Origin of the sequence: Microbacterium sp. LMI1-1-1.1 (assembly GCF_040815675.1) — a bacterium.
In the GTDB taxonomy this organism is placed as follows: Bacteria; Actinomycetota; Actinomycetes; order Actinomycetales; family Microbacteriaceae; genus Microbacterium.
In genome coordinates, this window is the sequence record NZ_JBFPNN010000008.1 from 296,069 (window position 1) to 313,339 (window position 17,271).

Sequence of the window (17,271 nt, forward strand, 5' to 3'; positions counted from 1 at the left end):
GGCCGAGGCACGGCGCTTTGCGGCGGATCGCGCGTCCCTAGAACGGTGGTGGACCCATGTCGTCCCCCGTTTCGCCCCCGTCCTCCTCGCGCTCGTCCTCGTCCGCGCAGTCAGGCTGGAACCGCGGCGCGCGGGGATAGGGCAGCGGCCGGTCGGTGTATTCGTACCCGGCCGGGGAGGTCCAGCGCAGGACGCCGCCGGGCAGCTGCTCCACGCGCCAGGCGGTGAACTGCTTCATCGAATGGTGCCGCTGGCAGAGCGTCGCGAGGTTGGCGACGACCGTGGGTCCGCCACGCGCGTAGTCCTCGGTGTGGTCCACTTCGCAGGAGACAGCGGGGAGGGCGCACCCGGGCGCCCGGCACGTTCGATCGCGTGCACGGATGAAGCGATCGATCGCGGCGGTGCGGTGGTACGTGTCGGTATGCAGGACCGCTCCGGTCGCGGGATGCGTGATCACACGATCCCATGGGGTGGACGTGGCCTGGGCGATGCGGCGGGCGAGATCGAGGTCGATCGGTCCGTGGCCGACGAGCTCTGCGGGGTCGAGGTTCTCACGGGCCGGGCGCAGCATGCTCAAGGCGGGGATGGTGATCTGAACACGCGCGCGGATGGCGCCGAGCGTTCCGGGTCCGTCGGCGGTCGCGGTGGGGTCGAGAGCGGGGGTGCCGCTGAGGAGCAGGTCGGTGAGCACGTCGGCGCGGATCTGGTCCGCCGTGCGTGTGTCGGCCGTCACGGCATCCACGCCCGTCCTCTCCGTCGCGCTCGCGTCATCGACCGCCGGTCCGATGAAGTGGCCGTCGGCGCCCGCTGCGTTCGCCCCGTGGGGGTCGGCGCCCGCCGCGTTCGCCCCGTCGCCGTCGGCGCCCGCTGCGTTCGCCCCGTGGGGGTCGGCGCCCGCCGCGTTCGCCCCGTCGCCGTCGGCGCCCGCCGCGTTCGCCCCGTGGGGGTCGTCGCCCGCCGCGTTCGCCCCGTGGGGGTCGTCGCCGGCCGCTCCTGTCCTGCTCCCGTCGGTGCTCGCTCCGGGGGCGGAGGGCGCTCGGGCGGCGTCCCGGCGTGCGTCCATGATCACGCGCGACATGCGCTGCAGGCGGTCCTCGACTGCGCGCGCCAGCGGGGTCGGCAGGGTCGCGATGAGCTGGGACATGCCGTCGGCGCCGGGGATCACCCGCACCGTGCGGGTCTCGCGCGCGTCACGGTGTCGTTCGGTGACGGTTCGCGGGTGCGCCGCCTCGGCCGCCGCGAGGATGCGCGCCCGGGCCCGTGCGGGACTGCCCGTGCGCGCGATCGCCGCCGCCACGACGTCGAACGCAGGTCTCGCCCGGCCGGGCAGGTGCGCGCCGGCTTCCAGGATCTGACGAACGTGCGCTCGACTGATCGCTCCCGCTTCCCGGGCGGTCAAGGTGTCGGGGTAGTGGCGGACCAGGGTCGCCGCCTCGGTGATCTGCCGCTGCAGCGAGCGGTCCGACGCGTTCGTGGCCGCGGCGATCTCCCATGCGACGGATCGCAGTGCCATGTCCTGCGCCGCCACCGAGGGGCGCTGCTCCGCCGCCATCGCCTCGGCATACTCCCACGCCTCATGCAGGAGTCGCACACGCCCGGCCTCGGCTGCCGCGATCGCCGCGTCCAGGCGCTGGACGCCCCGGACGATCTCGGCCAGAGCGGCGGCTGCGGCGGCCCCGGGGCCAGCGGCGGACGGTGCGACATTCGAAAGCATGTCCCCACGCTAGGTGCGGGAAGAGCCTCTCGCCTCCCCGTCGACGTGATTGGTGGAAAGGTCGTCAGGCTCCCCTCCTGGGGAGGAGGCGACGCGTCCTCACCATCCCTCCCCACCCCGAAAATCCCCCGATCGCCTGTGGAAAGCCGAGGCCGCTCGGTGCACCCCGCCTAGACTCGGCGCATGCCGGAATTCGTCGATGCCTTCGGGGTCACCATCGTCTACGACGTGTACGAGGTCGACCGCCCTCGCGGCGTCGTTCAGCTGCTGCACGGCGTCGGAGAGCACGCCGGTCGATACGCCGCGCTCATCGATGCCCTGACCGCGGCCGGGTACGTCGTCTACGCCGACGACCATCGAGGTCACGGCCGCACCGGCCTGCGTCAGTGGGGCGGCGATCACTCCAAGCTGGGCCGTCTGGGGTCCGGCGGTCACGATGCCGCCCGGGATGCCGTCTGGACCGTGACCCAGCGCATCCAGGAGGAGCATCACGATCTGCCGCTCATTCTGCTCGGTCATTCGTGGGGCTCGTTCCTGGCGCAGATGATCCTGGACCGGCATCCGGAGGCCTTCGATGCCGTGGTCCTGAGCGGGTCCGCGTTGCGGATGCCGGGCTCGCTGAACGCCGGGGATCTGAACGCGCCCTGGAAGAAGGACGCCGTGTCGGGGATGGAGTGGCTGTCGAGCGACGAGCAGGTGGGCGTGGACTTCGTGTCCGACCCTCTGACGACGGATGCGCCTCTCCTCAAGCTGTTCGGCCCGATCGAGGCGGCCCGGCTGTTCGGGCGGCCGAAGCGCGCCCTCGGTCGCGATGTGCCGGTGCTGCTCATGGTCGGGAGGGACGACACCGTCGGAGGTCCGCGGAGCGTCCACCGGCTAGCGGACGCCTATCGGTCCCGGTCGGGGCTGACGGACGTCACGACGCTCGTCTATCCGGGCGCCCGTCACGAGATCTTCGCCGAGGTGCAGCAGGCCGAGGTCCGAGAGGATCTGCTGACCTGGCTGGATGCGCGCGTCCCCGCCCGCCCCTGACGCACCTCGCGCCGACACCGTGCGTCCCGCGCGGACGACACGCGTCCCTCACCCCCCCGCCCCGCCGCACCCCCGGTCCGAAGAACACTCCCCGCACCAACCTCCTCCCGCCGCCCGAAGCCCGCGGTCACCGTGCGAACACGCTCCCACCGCGCCGACCCCTCCCGCTCGCAATAGCTGTCCAATGACTCATCGACTTTTGCTTGCCATTCCGCAAAAGCGCGAATAGTGTCGAGAACGCCAGGGCTCCTCGACGAAGAGAAAGGTCAGGCCTCGCACCCCGTCCGTGCTCCCCCCCTCACGGACGCTCTCTCGCCGGTGGCATCCACCGCCGTGCGGCACTGCCGCGCGCCTGCGCACTCACGTCCCTCGATGAAGAACGGATTCCCCACGTGAACAGCTCGCACAACACCGTCCCCGACGTCGGCGCCTGGTTCATCGGCGCCCGCGGATCACTGGCGACCACCGCGACGATCGGCATCCACGCCCTCAGCGCGGGCCTGGTGGAGCCGACAGGTCTCGTGACCGAGACGGACGCCGTCCGCGACGCCGCCTTCCCCCCGATCGCCGGGATCGTCGTCGGCGGTCACGACATCTCCGACACTCCGCTCGTCGAGAAGGCCTTCGCCCTCGCCGACGGCGGCATGTTCCCCGCCTCCCTGGTCGAGAAGGTCCGCAGCGCGCTCGTCGCGACCGAGCAGAACATCCGCCGCGTCCCCAGCGGCCTGACGACCCAGCAGGAGGAGATCGATCTCCTCGCCGCGGACATCCGGGACTTCCGGGACCGCCACGGACTGCGCGAAGTGGTCGTCGTCGACGTCTCCTCCACGGAGCCCCTTCCGCCGTACCACCCGGGTTTCGAGTCCGACGAGGTGCTGACCGCCGCGCTCCGCACCCCGGGTGTCCGCATCCTCCCGCCGAGCTCGCGCGCCGCGGCGGCCGCCGTCGCCGCCGGTGTCGCCTACGCGGCCTTCACGCCGTCCGCGTCGCTGAACCTCCCGGCCCTCCGCGACCGCGCCGACCGCGCCGGCATCGCGTACGCCGGTCAGGACGGCAAGACGGGCGAGACCCTCCTCCGCACGGTGCTCGCGCCGATGTTCGCCGCCCGCGGCTTCTCGGTCCGCTCGTGGGCAGGGACGAACCTCCTCGGCGGCGGCGACGGGGCCACCCTCGCCGACCCCGAGGCGGTGCGCTCGAAGCTCGTCTCCAAGAACCGCGGATTGCACGCTCTCGTCGGAGACGACGTCGTCGCCCCGCTGCACATCGACAACGTGCCCGACCTCGGTGACGTCAAGACGGCGTGGGACCACGTCCACGCCGCCGGTTTCCTCGGCAGCCGCGTCACCCTCCAGACCACCTGGAGCGCGTACGACTCCGCCCTCGCGGCGCCGCTGGTGATCGACCTGGTCCGCGCCCTCGCCCTCGCCACGCGTGCCGGGCACGCCGGTGTCGTCGCCGACCTCGGCTGCTTCTTCAAGGACCCGTGGGGCAGCGACGTCCACGCCTTCGCCGAGCAGACCACGCGCTTCGTCGACTGGACGCTCCGCACCTCCGCCTCGCTCGCGCACGCGACCTCCGCATCGACCGGCCGCGCGGAGGACCTCGCGTCCCCCGTCCGCGCCCCCGAGCCGGTCACCGCCCCGTGACCCGCGTCGCGGACTACCTCGACCTCGTCCGCGCCCCCGCCTCGCTCACCGTCCTCGGCGACGCGCTCGTCGGCGCGGTGAGCGCAGCCGGCGGGCCCCGGGCGATGGATGCCACCCCGCCCCAGCCCCGCCCCGCGGTGCTCGCGCGCGGGTCCCGGCGCACCGCCACCCCGGCTGCCCCGCCCCGCCCCGCGGCGCTCCCGCGCGGCTCCCGACGCGCCGCCACCCCGGTCCGCACCGCCACCCCGGTCCGCACCGCCACCCCGGTCCGCACCGCCACCCCGGTCCGCACCGTCGCCCTCGCCGGGGCGAGCGTCTGCCTCTACAGCGCGGGCATGGCCCTGAACGACTACGCCGACGCCGACCTCGACGCGGTGGAACGCCCCGAACGGCCGATCCCGTCGGGCCGCATCAGCCGCGAGCGCGCCCTCGCCACGGGCGTGGTCCTGACCGCGGCCGGGGTGGGCGCGGCCTTCGCCGCGGGCCGGGCGTCGGGGCTCGTGTCCCTGGCGCTCGCCGCCTCGCTCTGGTCGTACGATCTCGTGTTCAAGGCGACGCCGGCGGGTCCGGCGGTCATGGCCCTGTGTCGCGGGCTCGATGTGCTGCTCGGCGCCGCCGGTCCGTCCTGGCGCGGGGCGATCCTGCCCGCGGCGGCCGTCGCGGTGCACACGGTCGCGGTCACCGCGGTCTCTCGGGGTGAGGTCAGCGGCACGACCGTGACCACCGGTCGCGCCGCCGTCGTCGCGAGCGTGGCCGTCGCGGCATCCGGACTCCTCGGACGCGGCGACCGCGCCGCGGCCCTCCTCGGCGGCGTCCGCTATCTCGCCGCCGTCCTGCCGGGACAGCTCGCCGTAGCGCGCGAACCCGGTCCGAGTCAGGCGAGGGATGCCACCCGGGCCGGCATCCGCGCCGTCGTCCCGCTGCAGTCGGCCCTGACCGCACGGGCCGGGGCGCCCGTCGCCACGGCCTTCCTGCTCGCGGTCGAGACGGTCGGCCGGCTCCTGAGCCGCCGCCGCACGAGAGGAGACATCACATGACCGACGTTCCCTGGACGTGGGGGTACGGGACGAACGGCTTCGCCGACCACGCCCTTCCCGACGCGCTCGACGTGCTCCAGGCCACCGGCTACGGTGCCGTCGCCCTGACCCTCGGGCACCCGCATCTCGACCCGTTCGCGTCGGACTGGCGGGCGGAGGCGACCGCCCTCGCCGGCGATCTGCGCCGCCGCGGCCTCCGCGTGGTCGTCGAGACGGGCGCCCGCTACCTGCTCGACCCGTTCGTGAAGCACCGTCCGACCCTCGTCGACCGGGATGCGGAACGACGGATGGCGTTCCTCCGGCGAGCGATCGAGATCGCGGAGATCCTGGATGCCGACTGCGTCTCGCTCTGGAGCGGTGTCCTGCCCGACGATGTCGGCGCCGACGCCGCCCGGGTCCTGCTCGATGCGCGGCTCGCCGAGATCGTCGGGTTCGCCGCGTCGCACGGTGTCGTCCTGGCCCTCGAGCCCGAGCCCGGGATGCTCGTCGAGACGGTCGCCGACGCCGTCGCCGTGCGCGCGCGGCTGGGACACCCGGCGAACCTCGGCCTCACCGTCGACCTCGGACACTGCGTGGTCGTCGAGCCGGAGGGGGTCGTCGGCGCCCTCCGCGCGGCCGGCCCGCTGCTGCGGAACGTCCAGGCCGACGACATGCGGCCGGACGCGCACGAGCACCTGCCGTTCGGGGAGGGCGAGCTGGATCTCACCGCCGCCCTCGCGACGCTCGGCGAGATCGGGTACCGCGGCGTCGTCGCCGTGGAGCTGCCTCGCCATTCGCACGCCGCTCCGGCCCTGGCGCGGCACAGTCTCGACGCCCTCCGGGCCGCATCTCTCCCGGCGACGGCGGCGGGCATTGGCGCGGCGGCGTCGCCGACGGGAGGAGATGCGGCCGGGGGAGGACCGTCCCCCGCGGGATCGTCCTCCGCTCCCGGCATCCCCTCCGCTCCCGGCACCGCGGCGGCGTCGCCGACGGGAGGAGATGCGGCCGGGGGAGGACCGTCCCCCGCGGAATCGTCCTCCGCTCCCGGCATCCCCTCCGCTCCCGACACCGCGGCGACGTCGCCGACGGGAGGGGACGCGGCCGGGGGAGGACCGTCCCCCGCGGAATCGTCCTCCGCTCCCGGCATCCCCTCCGTCCTCGACGCCCCGCACCCCTGGACGGTCGCGGCGGTCGAGACGGTCCGAACGGATGCCGCGCGCGCGGCGCGTCTGTTCGCCGAGGCCGGCCGCCAGGTCGGACGTGATCCGCTCGACGACGTCCCGTACGCCCCGACGGCCGACGACGCCGCCCGCGCCGCGCTGATCGTCGCTCTCGCGGAGGAGGGCACGGACCCCGCGGTCGTCACCGCGCTGTACGACCGCGGCGACGACGCCGAGCGGCGCGGCGTGCTGCGCGGGCTGAACGCTCTGGTCGACGGCGATCTCGATCCCCGTTGGCGGGACGCCGGCCGCGCCCTCATGCTCGACGCGCTCCGGACGAACGACACCCGTCTCGTCGCCGTCGCGATGGGCGCCTTCTCGGCGCGGCACCTCGACGACCACGCGTGGCGGCACGGGGTGCTGAAGCTCGCCTTCCTCGGCATCCCGTTCTCCGTCGTCCACGACCTGACCGGCCGGGCCGACGACGAGCTCGCCGCGATGGCCGCGCGCTTCGCCGAGGAGCGCCGCGCCGCCGGACGCTCCGTCCCGGACGATCTCGCCCTCGTCCTCCCCGCCCTCAGCCAGACCTGACCTCGCCCCCCGAAATCCCTCCAACCGTGACTGGGCGCAGATGCACGCAGAACACCCCCCCGCGCCGTACATCTCCGCCCAGTCAGCGCCGGGGGACCAGCCCCCCACACCCCAGCCGTGACTTGGCGCAGATGCACACAGAACACCCCCCGCGCCGTACATCTCCGCCATGTCAGCGCCGACACCCACCCACCCATGAAAGGCCCGACGTGCGCATCTTCGACCCCCACATCCACATGACGGCGCGGACCACCGACGACTACGAGGCGATGTACGACGCGGGCGTGCGCGCTCTGGTCGAACCCGCCTTCTGGCTGGGTCAGCCCCGCACGAGCGTCGGGTCCTTCCTCGACTACTTCGACACCCTCATCGGGTGGGAGAGGTTCCGCGCCGCGCAGTTCGGCATCCGCCATCACTGCACGATCGCGCTGAACCCGAAGGAGGCGAACGACCCGCGCTGCCGGGAGGTCATGGCGGAGCTGCCGCGCTACCTCGCCAAGGACGGCGTCGTCGCGGTCGGCGAGACCGGGTACGACTCCATGACCCCTGAGGAGGACGAGGTGCTCGCGGAGCACCTCGCCCTCGGCATCGAGTTCGACCTGCCGGTCCTCGTCCACACCCCGCACCGCGACAAGGCGGTCGGCACGCGCCGGACCCTCGACGTGGTGACCGAGTCGGGCATCCCGATGGAGCGGGTCCTCGTCGACCATCTCAACGAGACGTGCGTGGACGACGTGGCGGCGAGCGGGGCGTGGATGGGCTTCTCCATCTATCCCGACACGAAGATGGACGAGCAGCGCGTGGTCGCCATCATGCAGCGCATCGGGCTCGACCGCATCATCGTCAACTCGGCCGCCGACTGGGGACGCTCCGACCCGCTCAAGACGGCGAAGACCGGGCTGGCGATGCTCGACGCCGGCTTCACCGACGACGACGTCGACCGCATCCTGTGGCGCAACCCCGTGGCCTTCTACGGGCAGAGCGGCCGCGTCGTCACCGACCCGATCCCCGGTTTCGCGCCCGCCCAGCAGGGGCCCGACACCTTCGCGGGCAACTCCGTGCTGCGCGGCACGGCCTCGCGCCAGGGGGCCTGAGTGGAGCTGTCGTACTGCACCAACGTCCACCCGGCCGAGGACGTCGCCGGCATCGTCCGTCAGCTCGACGAGCACGCCGGACCCGTGCGCATCGCCGCGGGACTCGACCGGCTCGGTGTCGGGCTGTGGCTCCCTGCCGACGCCGCAGCGGTGCTCGCGGACGACCCCGCCGCCCGGCGGCTGCTGGCCGAGGCTCTCGAGCGCAACGGCCTCGAGCTGCGCACCGTCAACGCGTTCCCCTTCCGCGGCTTCCACGACGACGTCGTCAAGCTCGCGGTCTACCGTCCCGACTGGACGACCCCCGACCGCCTGCGGTACACCCTCGACGTCGCCCGCGCGCTCGCCGCGCTCCTGCCGCCCGGCGCCTCCGGGAGCATCTCGACCCTGCCGCTGGGGTGGCGGACCGGATGGGATGCCGCCGCCGACGCGGCCGCCGAGGACGCCCTGTCCCGCCTGGTCGCGGGCCTCCGCGACATCGAGCGCACGACCGGTCGCACGGTCCGCGTCGGGATCGAGCCGGAGCCCGGCTGCATCCTCGACGACGTCGCCGACGTGGTCGCCTGGCTGGGAGCGCGACCGCACCTGACCGCCGACGGCTTCCTCGGCCTCTGCGTGGACACGTGCCATCTCGCGGTGTCGTTCGCCGATCCCGCGGACGCCGTCGCCGCGGCCACGGCCGCCGGCGTCCGGGTGGTGAAGGTGCAGGCCTCCGTCGCGCTCGAGGTCCCCGACCCCGCGGACTCTCGGACGACGGAGGCGCTCGCCCCCTTCGCGGAGGAACGCTACGTGCATCAGGTGCGCGAAGCGCGTGGCATCCGTTCCGCCGACGACCTGCCGGAGGTCCTGGATGCCGCCGACCCCTGGCCCGTCGACGCCCCCTGGCGGGTGCACGTGCACATCCCTCTCCACGCCCGGCCGGCGCCGCCGCTGCGCGCGACGACCGAGGTGCTGCGCGCGGCCGTGGACGCGGTGCTCGCCGCGCCCCACGGAGACGAGGCCCACCTCGACGTCGAGACGTACACCTGGTCCGTGCTGCCGGCCGCCCTGCAGCCCCCGACGCTCGTCGACGGCATCGCGGCCGAGCTGCGGTGGGTGTGCGAGACGCTCCCGCACGCCCTCGCGCCGGACGTCCCGTCGCCGGCCGCGCCCGAGCCCGCGCCGGCCCGCCCCGACGTCGACGTCGCGCGAGCGGCATCCATCCCCCTCGAGAGGAGCCGTTGATGGCCCCCGTCCTGCTGCTCGACGTCGTCGGGCTCACGCCGCGCACCCTCGCGCACATGCCGCGCCTGCGCCGCCTCGCCGACGGCGGCCGGGCCGTCGGGCTCGACACGATCCTGCCCGCCGTCACGTGCAGCGTGCAGTCCACGATCCTCACCGGCACGATGCCGCGAGAACACGGGATCGTCGGCAACGGCTGGCACTTCCGCGACCTGGGCGACCCGCTGCTGTGGCGCCAGCACAACCGGCTCGTCGCGGGGGAGAAGGTGTGGGAGACCGCGCGCCGGCACCGCCCCGGTCTGACCGCGGCGAACCTCGGCTGGTGGTACGCCATGGGGGCCAGCACGGACATCACGGTCACCCCGCGTCCGATCTACCACGCGGACGGGCGCAAGAGCCCCGACGCGTACGTCCGTCCCCCCGCCCTGCACGACCGGCTGACCGGGGCGCTGGGGGAGTTCCCCCTGTTCCAGTACTGGGGGCCGACGGCATCCATCGAGAGCAGCGCGTGGTTGGCGGAGGCGACCCGGGGCGTGATCGGCGAGCGGTGGGGGGCTGCCCCCGACCTCACCATGGCCTACCTGCCGCACCTGGACTACGACCTGCAGCGCTTCGGACCGGACGCGCCCGAGGCGGACCGGGCCGCCCGGGAGCTGGATGCCGCCCTCACCCCGCTCCTCGACGACGCGGAGGACCGCGGGTACACGGTCGTCGCGCTGTCGGAGTACGGCATCGAGAACGCGTCCCGCCCGGTCGACGTCAACCGCGCGCTGCGCCGGGAGGGGCTGCTGGAGGTCTACGTGCAAGACGGCCGCGAGCAGCTGGACCCCTGGACCTCGCGCGCCTTCGCCGTCGCCGACCACCAGGTCGCACACGTCTACGTCCCGGATGCCGCCGACATCGGCCGCGTCGCCGCGCTGCTGCGCGGGCTGGAGGGGGTCGACGAGGTGCTCGACCGCGAGGGGCAGGCCCGGTACGGACTGGACCACGAGCGCGCCGGGGAGCTCGTCGTCGTCGCCGAGCCCGGCGCGTGGTTCACCTACTACTTCTGGCTCGACGACGACCGCGCGCCGGAGTACGCCCGCGGTGTCGACATCCACCGCAAGCCCGGGTACGACCCGGCGGAGCTGTTCTTCGACCCGGCCGACCGGCTCGCGAAGGCGAAGGCCGGCGCCAACCTGGTGAAGAAGAAGGTCGGGCTGCGGTACGCGATGAGCACGGTCCCGCTGGACCCCGCCTGCGTGCGCGGCACCCACGGGCGCCTGCCGTCGTCCCGGGCCGACGCGCCGATGCTCCTCACCTCGGACGCGGCGCTGCTGCCCGACGGAGCGGAGTCGGTCGCCGCCACGGACGTCCGCGACCTCCTGCTGCGCGCGCTCGGCGCGGCGGGCTAGCGCGCCCATCGCCCCGGGCGTCCCGGGACGGGGACAGGCACCGCGCCGGAGACAGGCGGATCCGGCGTGGATCCGCCTGTCCCGGCCGCGCCGCCTGTTCCGGGCGCTCGCGGCCCGCACACGCGGGAGGGGCCGGACGCTCGCGCGCCCGGCCCCTCCTCATCGCTTCCCGCTGATCGCCCCCCGCGTCAGCGCTGGCTGAAGGCCGCGTCGAACGCGGCCCCCGACGGTTCGTACGACGACATGCGCTGCACGAACGCGAGAGCCTCGGGCGCCCCGACGAGGCGGTCCATCCCGGCGTCCTCCCACTCGACCGACAGCGGGCCGTCGTAGCCGATCGCGTTGAGCATGCGGAAGGCGTCCTCCCACGGCACGTCACCGTGGCCGGTGGAGATGAAGTCCCACCCGCGTCGCGGGTCCGCCCACGGCAGGTGCGACGAGAGCCGGCCGTTGCGGCCGTTCGAGAGCCGCTTCTTGGTGTCCTTGCAGTGGACGTGGAAGATCTTGTCCTGGAAGTCCCACAGGAACGCGACCGGGTCGATGTCCTGCCACACCATGTGCGACGGGTCCCAGTTCAACCCGAACGCGTCGCGGTGGCCGATGGCCTCCAGGGCGAGCTTCGTCGTCCAGTAGTCGTAGGCGATCTCGGACGGGTGCACCTCGTGCGCGAAGCGCACGCCCACCTCGTCGAACACGTCGAGGATCGGGTTCCACCGGTCGGCGAAGTCGCGGTAGCCGGCCGCGACCATCTCCTCCGTGGCGGGCGGGAACATCGCGACGTACTTCCAGATGCTCGACCCGGTGAAGCCGGTCACCGTCTTCACGCCGAGCTTCGCAGCGAGCCGTGCGGTGTTCTTGAGCTCCTCGGCGGCCCGCTGGCGCACGCCCTCGGCATCCCCGTCGCCCCAGACGCGGTCCGAGACGATGTCGCGGTGCCGCTGGTCGATGGGGTCGTCGCAGACGACCTGCCCCTTGAGGTGGTTGGAGATCGTGAACACCTTCAGCCCGTTGCGCTCCAGCACGTCGAGCTTGCCCTGCACGTAGGCGTCGTCGTCCCAGCGCCAGGGGTCGAGGTGATCGCCCCAGCAGGCGATCTCGAGGCCGTCGTAGCCCCACTCGCCGGCGAGACGGGCCACCTCCTCGAACGGCAGGTCGGCCCACTGGCCGGTGAACAGGGTGATCGGTCGCGCCATCGCGGTGTCCTCTCTCGCGGGGTCAGGGGTCAGTCGACGTCGACCCAGACGCTGTCGGCGTCCGAGCTGCGGCTCACGGCGTCCAGGACGCTCTGCACGTGCAGCCCGTCCGCGAACGACGGACGGGGGTCCTCGCCGGAGCCGACCGCCTCGACGAAGTCCTTCGCCTGGTGGGCGAAGCCGTGCTCGTAGCCGAGCATGTGCCCTGTCGGCCACCAGTTGCCGACGTAAGGGTGGCTCGGCTCGGTGACGTAGATGCGGCGGAAGCCCTGCTCGGACTCCGGCTCCGTGGCGTCGTACAGCTCGAGCTCGTTGAGGCGTTCGAGGTCGAAGGCGAGGGTTCCGCGCGAGCCCGAGATCTCGATGCGCAGCGCGTTCTTCCGTCCGGTGCGGAACCGGGATGCCTCGAAGGAGGCGAGCGCGCCGGAATCGAGGCGACCGGTGAACAGGGCCAGGTCGTCGACGGTCACGGCGCCGCGCTCGGATCCGGCCGAGCCGGACAGGCCCGAGGACTCCACGAGCACGGGGCGCTCCGAGACGATCGTCTCGAGGACGCCCGAGACCCGCGTGACGCGCTGCCCGGTGATGTACTCGGTCAGGTCGACGGCGTGGGCGCCGATGTCGCCGAGGGCGCCGGAACCGGCGCGCTCCTTCTGCAGGCGCCACGTGAGGGGGGCCTCGGCGTTGCTCAGCCAGTCCTGCAGGTACTCGGCGCGCACCTGCCGGACCTCGCCGATCCGGCCCGAGGCGACGAGGTCGCGGGCGAAGGTGGTGGCCGGCACCCGGCGGTACGTGAAGCCGACCATGCTCCGGATGCCGCGGGCGCGTGCGCTCTCGGCGGCGGCGGCCATCCGCCGGGCTTCGTCGACGGTGTTGGCGAGGGGCTTCTCGCAGAGGACGTGCTTGCCCGCCTCGAGCGCGGCGATGGCGATCTCGGCGTGGGTGTCGCCCGGCGTGACCACGTCGACGACGTCGATGTCGTCGCGCGCGACGACCTCGCGCCAGTCCGTGGCCGACTCTGTCCAGCCCCAGCACTCGGCGGCCTCGCTCGTGCGGTCGGCGTCGCGTCCGACGAGGACGCTCATCTGAGGGGCGAGGGGCAGCTCGAAGAACCGAGGGGCCACGCGCCATCCCTGGGAATGCGCGGCGCCCATGAATCCTGCGCCGACCATGGCGATGCGGAGTGGCTGGGTCACGGTGGTGGTGTCTTTCTGGTGGGGGGAGGGACGGCGGGGGGACGCCCGCGGAGTCGCGGACGTCCCCCGTGGCCGGTCAGGAGTTGAACGCGAGGTCGATGTAGGAGTCGACGTTGTCGGCGGTCACGACCGGGGCGTCGAGGACGATCCGGTTCGGGACGCTCGGGGTGATGAGGTCGCCGGCCGTCTTGCCCTGGGCGATCAGTCGGGCGAGGGCGATGCCGTCCGCCGCCTGGGTCGAGGGGTAGATGACCGTGGCCTGCAGCGGGGTGTCGCCGGCCTGGATGGCCTCCATGGCGTTGCGGCTGCCCGCGCCGCCGACCATGAAGAACTCGTCGCGGCCCGCGGCGGTGATGGCGGCGAGGACGCCGATGCCCTGGTCGTCGTCGTGGTTCCAGATGGCGTCGATCTGGGGGTTGGCCGACAGCAGCTGCGAAGTCGCGGACTCGCCGCCCTGGACGGTGAAGTCTGCCGCGACGCGGGGTCCGACCTCGAGGCCGCAGTCCGACAAAGCGTCGGCGAAGCCCGCGGAGCGGTCCTGCGTCAGCGGCAGCGAGTCGATGCCGGCGATCTCGGCGACGACGGCGTCGCTCTGGCCCTCGAGCTGCTCGCAGATGTAGGTGCCCGCGCTGACGCCCATGCCGTAGTTGTCGCCGAGCACGGTGGTGCGGGCGGCGAACGGGCTGGAGAACTCGCGGTCGACGTTGATGACGGGGATGCCGGCCTCCATCGCCTTAATGGCGACCTCGGTCAGGGCCGCGCCGTCGCTGGGCAGCAGGACGATGGCGTCGACGCCGTCGTTGATGAAGGTCTCGACGGCGGCGATCTGCGCGGTGACGTCGTTGGTGCCCTCGGCGACCTGCAGGTCGACGTCCGAGTAGCTCTCGGCGGCGGCGAGGGCGCCGGAGTTGATGGCGCCGAGCCAGCCGTGGTCGGCGGCGGGGCCCGAGAAGCCGATGGTGACGGTGTCGCCCTCGGCGGCGTTCTCCTCGGCGCTGGTGCCCTGGTCGACGACGTTCTCGCTGTCGCCGTCCGAGCCCGTGCAGCCGGCGAGCAGGGCGACGGCGGCGACCATGGCCGCGCCGGTCAGGATCAGGCGAGAGCGCGAGGTCATTCGAGTGCGCATGTGTTTCCTCCTTGAAATGTGATGCAGCAGGGGTCAGCGAGGCCCCGGGTCATCCGTACGGGAGGGTCCACTCTGACCTCGGTCACGCTAGCAGAAGTGACGGTTCGGTGGTCAACTTTTGTTATCTCACGGTTATAAGTTCCGTATCCCTCTCGTATCCCCTTCACCACGCGGAAGATCGCCGGGGGAGCGGTGTGGGCCGGACGGGGGCGGCATCCGGAGAAGAGGGGTCGCGCGACGGAGAAGCGGCGTGTTATGTTCGCCGGGTGATCAAAGTTGACCATACATCGTCATTACTCGACGTCCGCGGCGTGACGAAGTCGTTCGGCGGCGTGCGCGCCCTGCGGGGCGTCGACCTCGAGGTGCGGCCCGGCGAGGTGCACTGCGTGCTCGGCCAGAACGGCGCGGGGAAGTCCACGCTGATCAAGACCCTGGCCGGGGTCCACCGTCCCGACGGCGGGCAGATCTCGTGGCTCGGGGAGGACGTCGAGATCGACAGCCCTCAGGCGGCCATCGAGCTCGGCATCGCCACCATGTACCAGGAGCTCGACGTCGTCGACGGCCTCAGCATCGCCGAGAACATCTTCCTCGGGCACGAGATCGCCAAGGGCGGCTTCACCCGACGGTCCGAGGCGGCTCGGCAGACCACCGAGCTGCTGCGGCGACTCGGCCACGCGAGCCTGTCCCCGCACACCGAGGTCGGCTCCCTGAGCGCCGCGAACAAGCAGATCGTCAGCATGGCGCGCGCGCTCTCGCACGACATCAAGCTGATCATCATGGACGAGCCCTCAGCCGTCCTCGACACCGAAGAGGTGAAGAACCTCTTCGCGGTCGTGCGCGAGCTGACCGGAGCCGGGATCGCCGTCGTCTACATCACGCACCGTCTCGAGGAGATCCGCGAGATCGGCGACCGCATCACCGTCCTCAAGGACGGACGCACGACCGCGGTCGGCCTGCCCGCCGCCGAGACGCCCACCGCCGAGCTCATCCGGCTCATGACCGGCCGGGAGGTCGCCAACGTCTTCCCGGAGCGCGCCCCCGTGGCATCCGATGCCCCCGTCGTCCTCGACGTCGAGGGACTGGAGCTGGACGGGGTGTTCTCGGACGTGTCGTTCTCCGTCCGCGCGGGCGAGGTCGTCGGACTCGCCGGTCTGGTGGGCTCGGGCCGGTCCGAGATCCTCGAGACCGTCTACGGCGCGCGCAAGGCGACCGCCGGACGCGTGCGGGTCCGTGACAAGGTCCTGCCCCGCGGGTCGGTGCGCGCCGCCGTCGGGGCCGGCATCGGCCTGTCGCCCGAGGAGCGCAAGAGCCAGGGACTCGTGCTCGACGAGCCCATCTTCGTCAACATCTCCCTGGCATCCATGAAGCGCTTCGCCAAGGGCGGCTTCCTCGACGACCGCGCCGCCCGGAAGATCGCCCGCGAGCAGATCGACGCCTTCGAGCTGCGCCCGGCCGACCCCGACCGTCCCGCCCGCACCCTGTCGGGCGGCAACCAGCAGAAGATCCTCCTCGCCCGCTGGCTCGTGCACGGCACCGACGTGCTGCTGCTGGACGAACCCACCCGCGGCGTCGACGTCGGCGCCCGCGCCGAGATCTACGCCCTCATCCGGGACCTGGCCGCGGCAGGCAACGCCGTCGTCGTCGTCTCCAGCGAGATCGAGGAGGTGCTCGGCCTCGCCGACGTCGTCCTCGTCGTCGCGGACGGCCGGATCCTCCGCACCCTCCCCTCCCACCAGATCGACGAGCACGGAGTGCTCGACCTCGTCATGAAAGGATCCGCCGCGTGAGCGAGCCGACCACCCCGACCCGTGCGCGGACCGTGCCCACCGAGACCGGCGTCACGCCGGCCCCGGAGGCCGTCCCCGCGTGGCGCCGCCTCCTCTCCGGCTCCGCCGGACGCAACCTCGGCCTCGTCGTCGCGCTGCTGCTGATCGTCGTGATCGGTGCCGTCACCGCGCAGGGGTCCTTCACCAGCCTCGACAACATGCTGGTCATCCTGCGCCAGGCCTCCATCATCGGCGTCATCGCCATCGGCATGACGTTCGTGATCATCGCCGGCGGCATCGACCTCTCGGTCGGCTCGGTCATGGGCCTGGCCTCCGTCGTCGCCACGCTCGCGGCGGTGCAGGACCTCGCCGACTCGCTGCACTGGAGCGTGATGATCGTCATCGCCCTCGCCGTGGGCGTCGGCGCCGGTCTCATCAACGGCATCGTCATCGCCTACGGGAACGTCGTCGCCTTCATGGCGACGCTGGCCATGCTCGTCGGCGCGCGCGGTCTCGCCGAGATCCTGGCCGAGCGCCGGACCCTCGTCGTCCAGGACCGCGGCTTCATCACCTTCATGAACGGCGACATCCTCGGCGTCGACATCCTCATCTGGATCTTCGCCATCGTCGCCGCGCTCGGCTGGGTGCTGCTGAACCGCACCACCTTCGGCCGTCGCACCGTCGCCGTCGGCGGCAACCGCGAGGCCGCACGCCTGGCCGGCATCAACGTAAAGCGCCACACGATGCTGCTCTATGCGCTCACCGGCCTGTGCTCGGGCATCGCCGCCGTCATGATCCTCGGTCGCACCACGGCCGGCACCTCGACCCACGGCACGCTCGTCGAGCTCGACGCGATCGCCGCGGTCGTCGTCGGCGGTACGCTGCTCATCGGCGGTCGCGGCACGGTCACGGGCACGGTCTTCGGTGTCCTGATCTTCGCGACGCTGTCGAACGTGTTCGTCCAGAACAATCTGTCGTCGTCGGTGCAGGCCGTCGCGAAGGGCGTCATCATCGTCGTCGCGGTCCTCCTGCAGCAGCGTTTCTCCCGCCCGCCGGGCCGCGGCTGACCCCGTCGACACCGACGGCGACTGCGTTTCACGGACAGTCGCCGTCGGTAGATGGATC

General features: G+C 72.7%; 13 protein-coding genes. 9 read left to right on the forward strand and 4 right to left on the reverse strand.

Going from position 1 to position 17,271, the window contains the following annotated elements:
- Positions 1 to 37: 37 nt before the first annotated feature.
- Positions 38 to 1,714, reverse strand: coding sequence for a DUF222 domain-containing protein (locus MRBLMI1_RS11060; protein ID WP_367732644.1), 1,677 nt, complete (start codon positions 1,712 to 1,714; stop codon positions 38 to 40).
- Between the two features lie 183 nt (positions 1,715 to 1,897).
- Between MRBLMI1_RS11060 and MRBLMI1_RS11065 the strand changes: the two genes are divergently transcribed.
- The 7 genes from MRBLMI1_RS11065 (at position 1,898) to MRBLMI1_RS11095 (ending at position 10,865) form a co-directional block, all read left to right on the forward strand.
- A complete protein-coding gene (locus MRBLMI1_RS11065; protein WP_367732646.1) occupies positions 1,898 to 2,746 on the forward strand; it encodes an alpha/beta fold hydrolase in 849 nt (282 codons plus the stop codon).
- 392 nt (positions 2,747 to 3,138) lie between these two features.
- Positions 3,139 to 4,392: an inositol-3-phosphate synthase gene (locus tag MRBLMI1_RS11070; RefSeq protein WP_367732648.1), complete on the forward strand. Its 1,254-nt coding sequence runs from the start codon at positions 3,139 to 3,141 to the stop codon at positions 4,390 to 4,392.
- Positions 4,389 to 5,429 (forward strand): SCO3242 family prenyltransferase, encoded by a 1,041-nt coding sequence (locus MRBLMI1_RS11075; RefSeq protein WP_367732650.1) that lies wholly within the window; start codon positions 4,389 to 4,391, stop codon positions 5,427 to 5,429. Before MRBLMI1_RS11070 ends, MRBLMI1_RS11075 begins: the two co-directional genes overlap by 4 nt.
- Positions 5,426 to 7,159, forward strand: coding sequence for an EboA domain-containing protein (locus MRBLMI1_RS11080; RefSeq protein WP_367732652.1), 1,734 nt, complete (start codon positions 5,426 to 5,428; stop codon positions 7,157 to 7,159). The genes MRBLMI1_RS11075 and MRBLMI1_RS11080 overlap by 4 nt, the downstream gene beginning before the upstream one ends.
- A 209-nt stretch (positions 7,160 to 7,368) precedes the next feature.
- Positions 7,369 to 8,253 carry a TatD family hydrolase gene (locus tag MRBLMI1_RS11085; protein WP_367732654.1) on the forward strand — a complete coding sequence of 295 codons (885 nt, stop codon included), beginning with the start codon at positions 7,369 to 7,371 and terminating at the stop codon, positions 8,251 to 8,253.
- Positions 8,254 to 9,474, forward strand: coding sequence for a metabolite traffic protein EboE (gene eboE, locus MRBLMI1_RS11090; protein ID WP_367732657.1), 1,221 nt, complete (start codon positions 8,254 to 8,256; stop codon positions 9,472 to 9,474).
- On the forward strand, positions 9,474 to 10,865 hold the full coding sequence (locus MRBLMI1_RS11095) for a nucleotide pyrophosphatase/phosphodiesterase family protein (RefSeq protein WP_367732659.1): 1,392 nt from the start codon (positions 9,474 to 9,476) through the stop codon (positions 10,863 to 10,865). Before eboE ends, MRBLMI1_RS11095 begins: the two co-directional genes overlap by 1 nt.
- Before the next feature lie 188 nt (positions 10,866 to 11,053).
- Here MRBLMI1_RS11095 and MRBLMI1_RS11100 read toward each other — a convergent pair whose 3' ends face one another.
- The 3 genes from MRBLMI1_RS11100 to MRBLMI1_RS11110 all read right to left on the reverse strand — a co-directional run bounded on the left by MRBLMI1_RS11100 (position 11,054) and on the right by MRBLMI1_RS11110 (position 14,380).
- Positions 11,054 to 12,058 (reverse strand): sugar phosphate isomerase/epimerase family protein, encoded by a 1,005-nt coding sequence (locus MRBLMI1_RS11100; protein ID WP_367732663.1) that lies wholly within the window; start codon positions 12,056 to 12,058, stop codon positions 11,054 to 11,056.
- A gap of 29 nt (positions 12,059 to 12,087) precedes the next feature.
- Positions 12,088 to 13,230: a Gfo/Idh/MocA family protein gene (locus MRBLMI1_RS11105; protein ID WP_367733678.1), complete on the reverse strand. Its 1,143-nt coding sequence runs from the start codon at positions 13,228 to 13,230 to the stop codon at positions 12,088 to 12,090.
- A 100-nt stretch (positions 13,231 to 13,330) separates the two neighbouring features.
- The gene (locus MRBLMI1_RS11110; RefSeq protein ID WP_367732665.1) at positions 13,331 to 14,380 is read right to left on the reverse strand and encodes a substrate-binding domain-containing protein; all 1,050 of its coding nucleotides are present in this window, start codon (positions 14,378 to 14,380) and stop codon (positions 13,331 to 13,333) included.
- A 311-nt stretch (positions 14,381 to 14,691) separates the two neighbouring features.
- On the opposite strand from MRBLMI1_RS11110, the gene MRBLMI1_RS11115 reads away from it, so the two are divergent.
- Positions 14,692 to 16,167 carry a sugar ABC transporter ATP-binding protein gene (locus MRBLMI1_RS11115; protein ID WP_367733679.1) on the forward strand — a complete coding sequence of 492 codons (1,476 nt, stop codon included), beginning with the start codon at positions 14,692 to 14,694 and terminating at the stop codon, positions 16,165 to 16,167.
- Positions 16,164 to 17,213 carry an ABC transporter permease gene (locus MRBLMI1_RS11120; protein ID WP_387052923.1) on the forward strand — a complete coding sequence of 350 codons (1,050 nt, stop codon included), beginning with the start codon at positions 16,164 to 16,166 and terminating at the stop codon, positions 17,211 to 17,213. The genes MRBLMI1_RS11115 and MRBLMI1_RS11120 overlap by 4 nt, the downstream gene beginning before the upstream one ends.
- Positions 17,214 to 17,271: the final 58 nt, after the last annotated feature.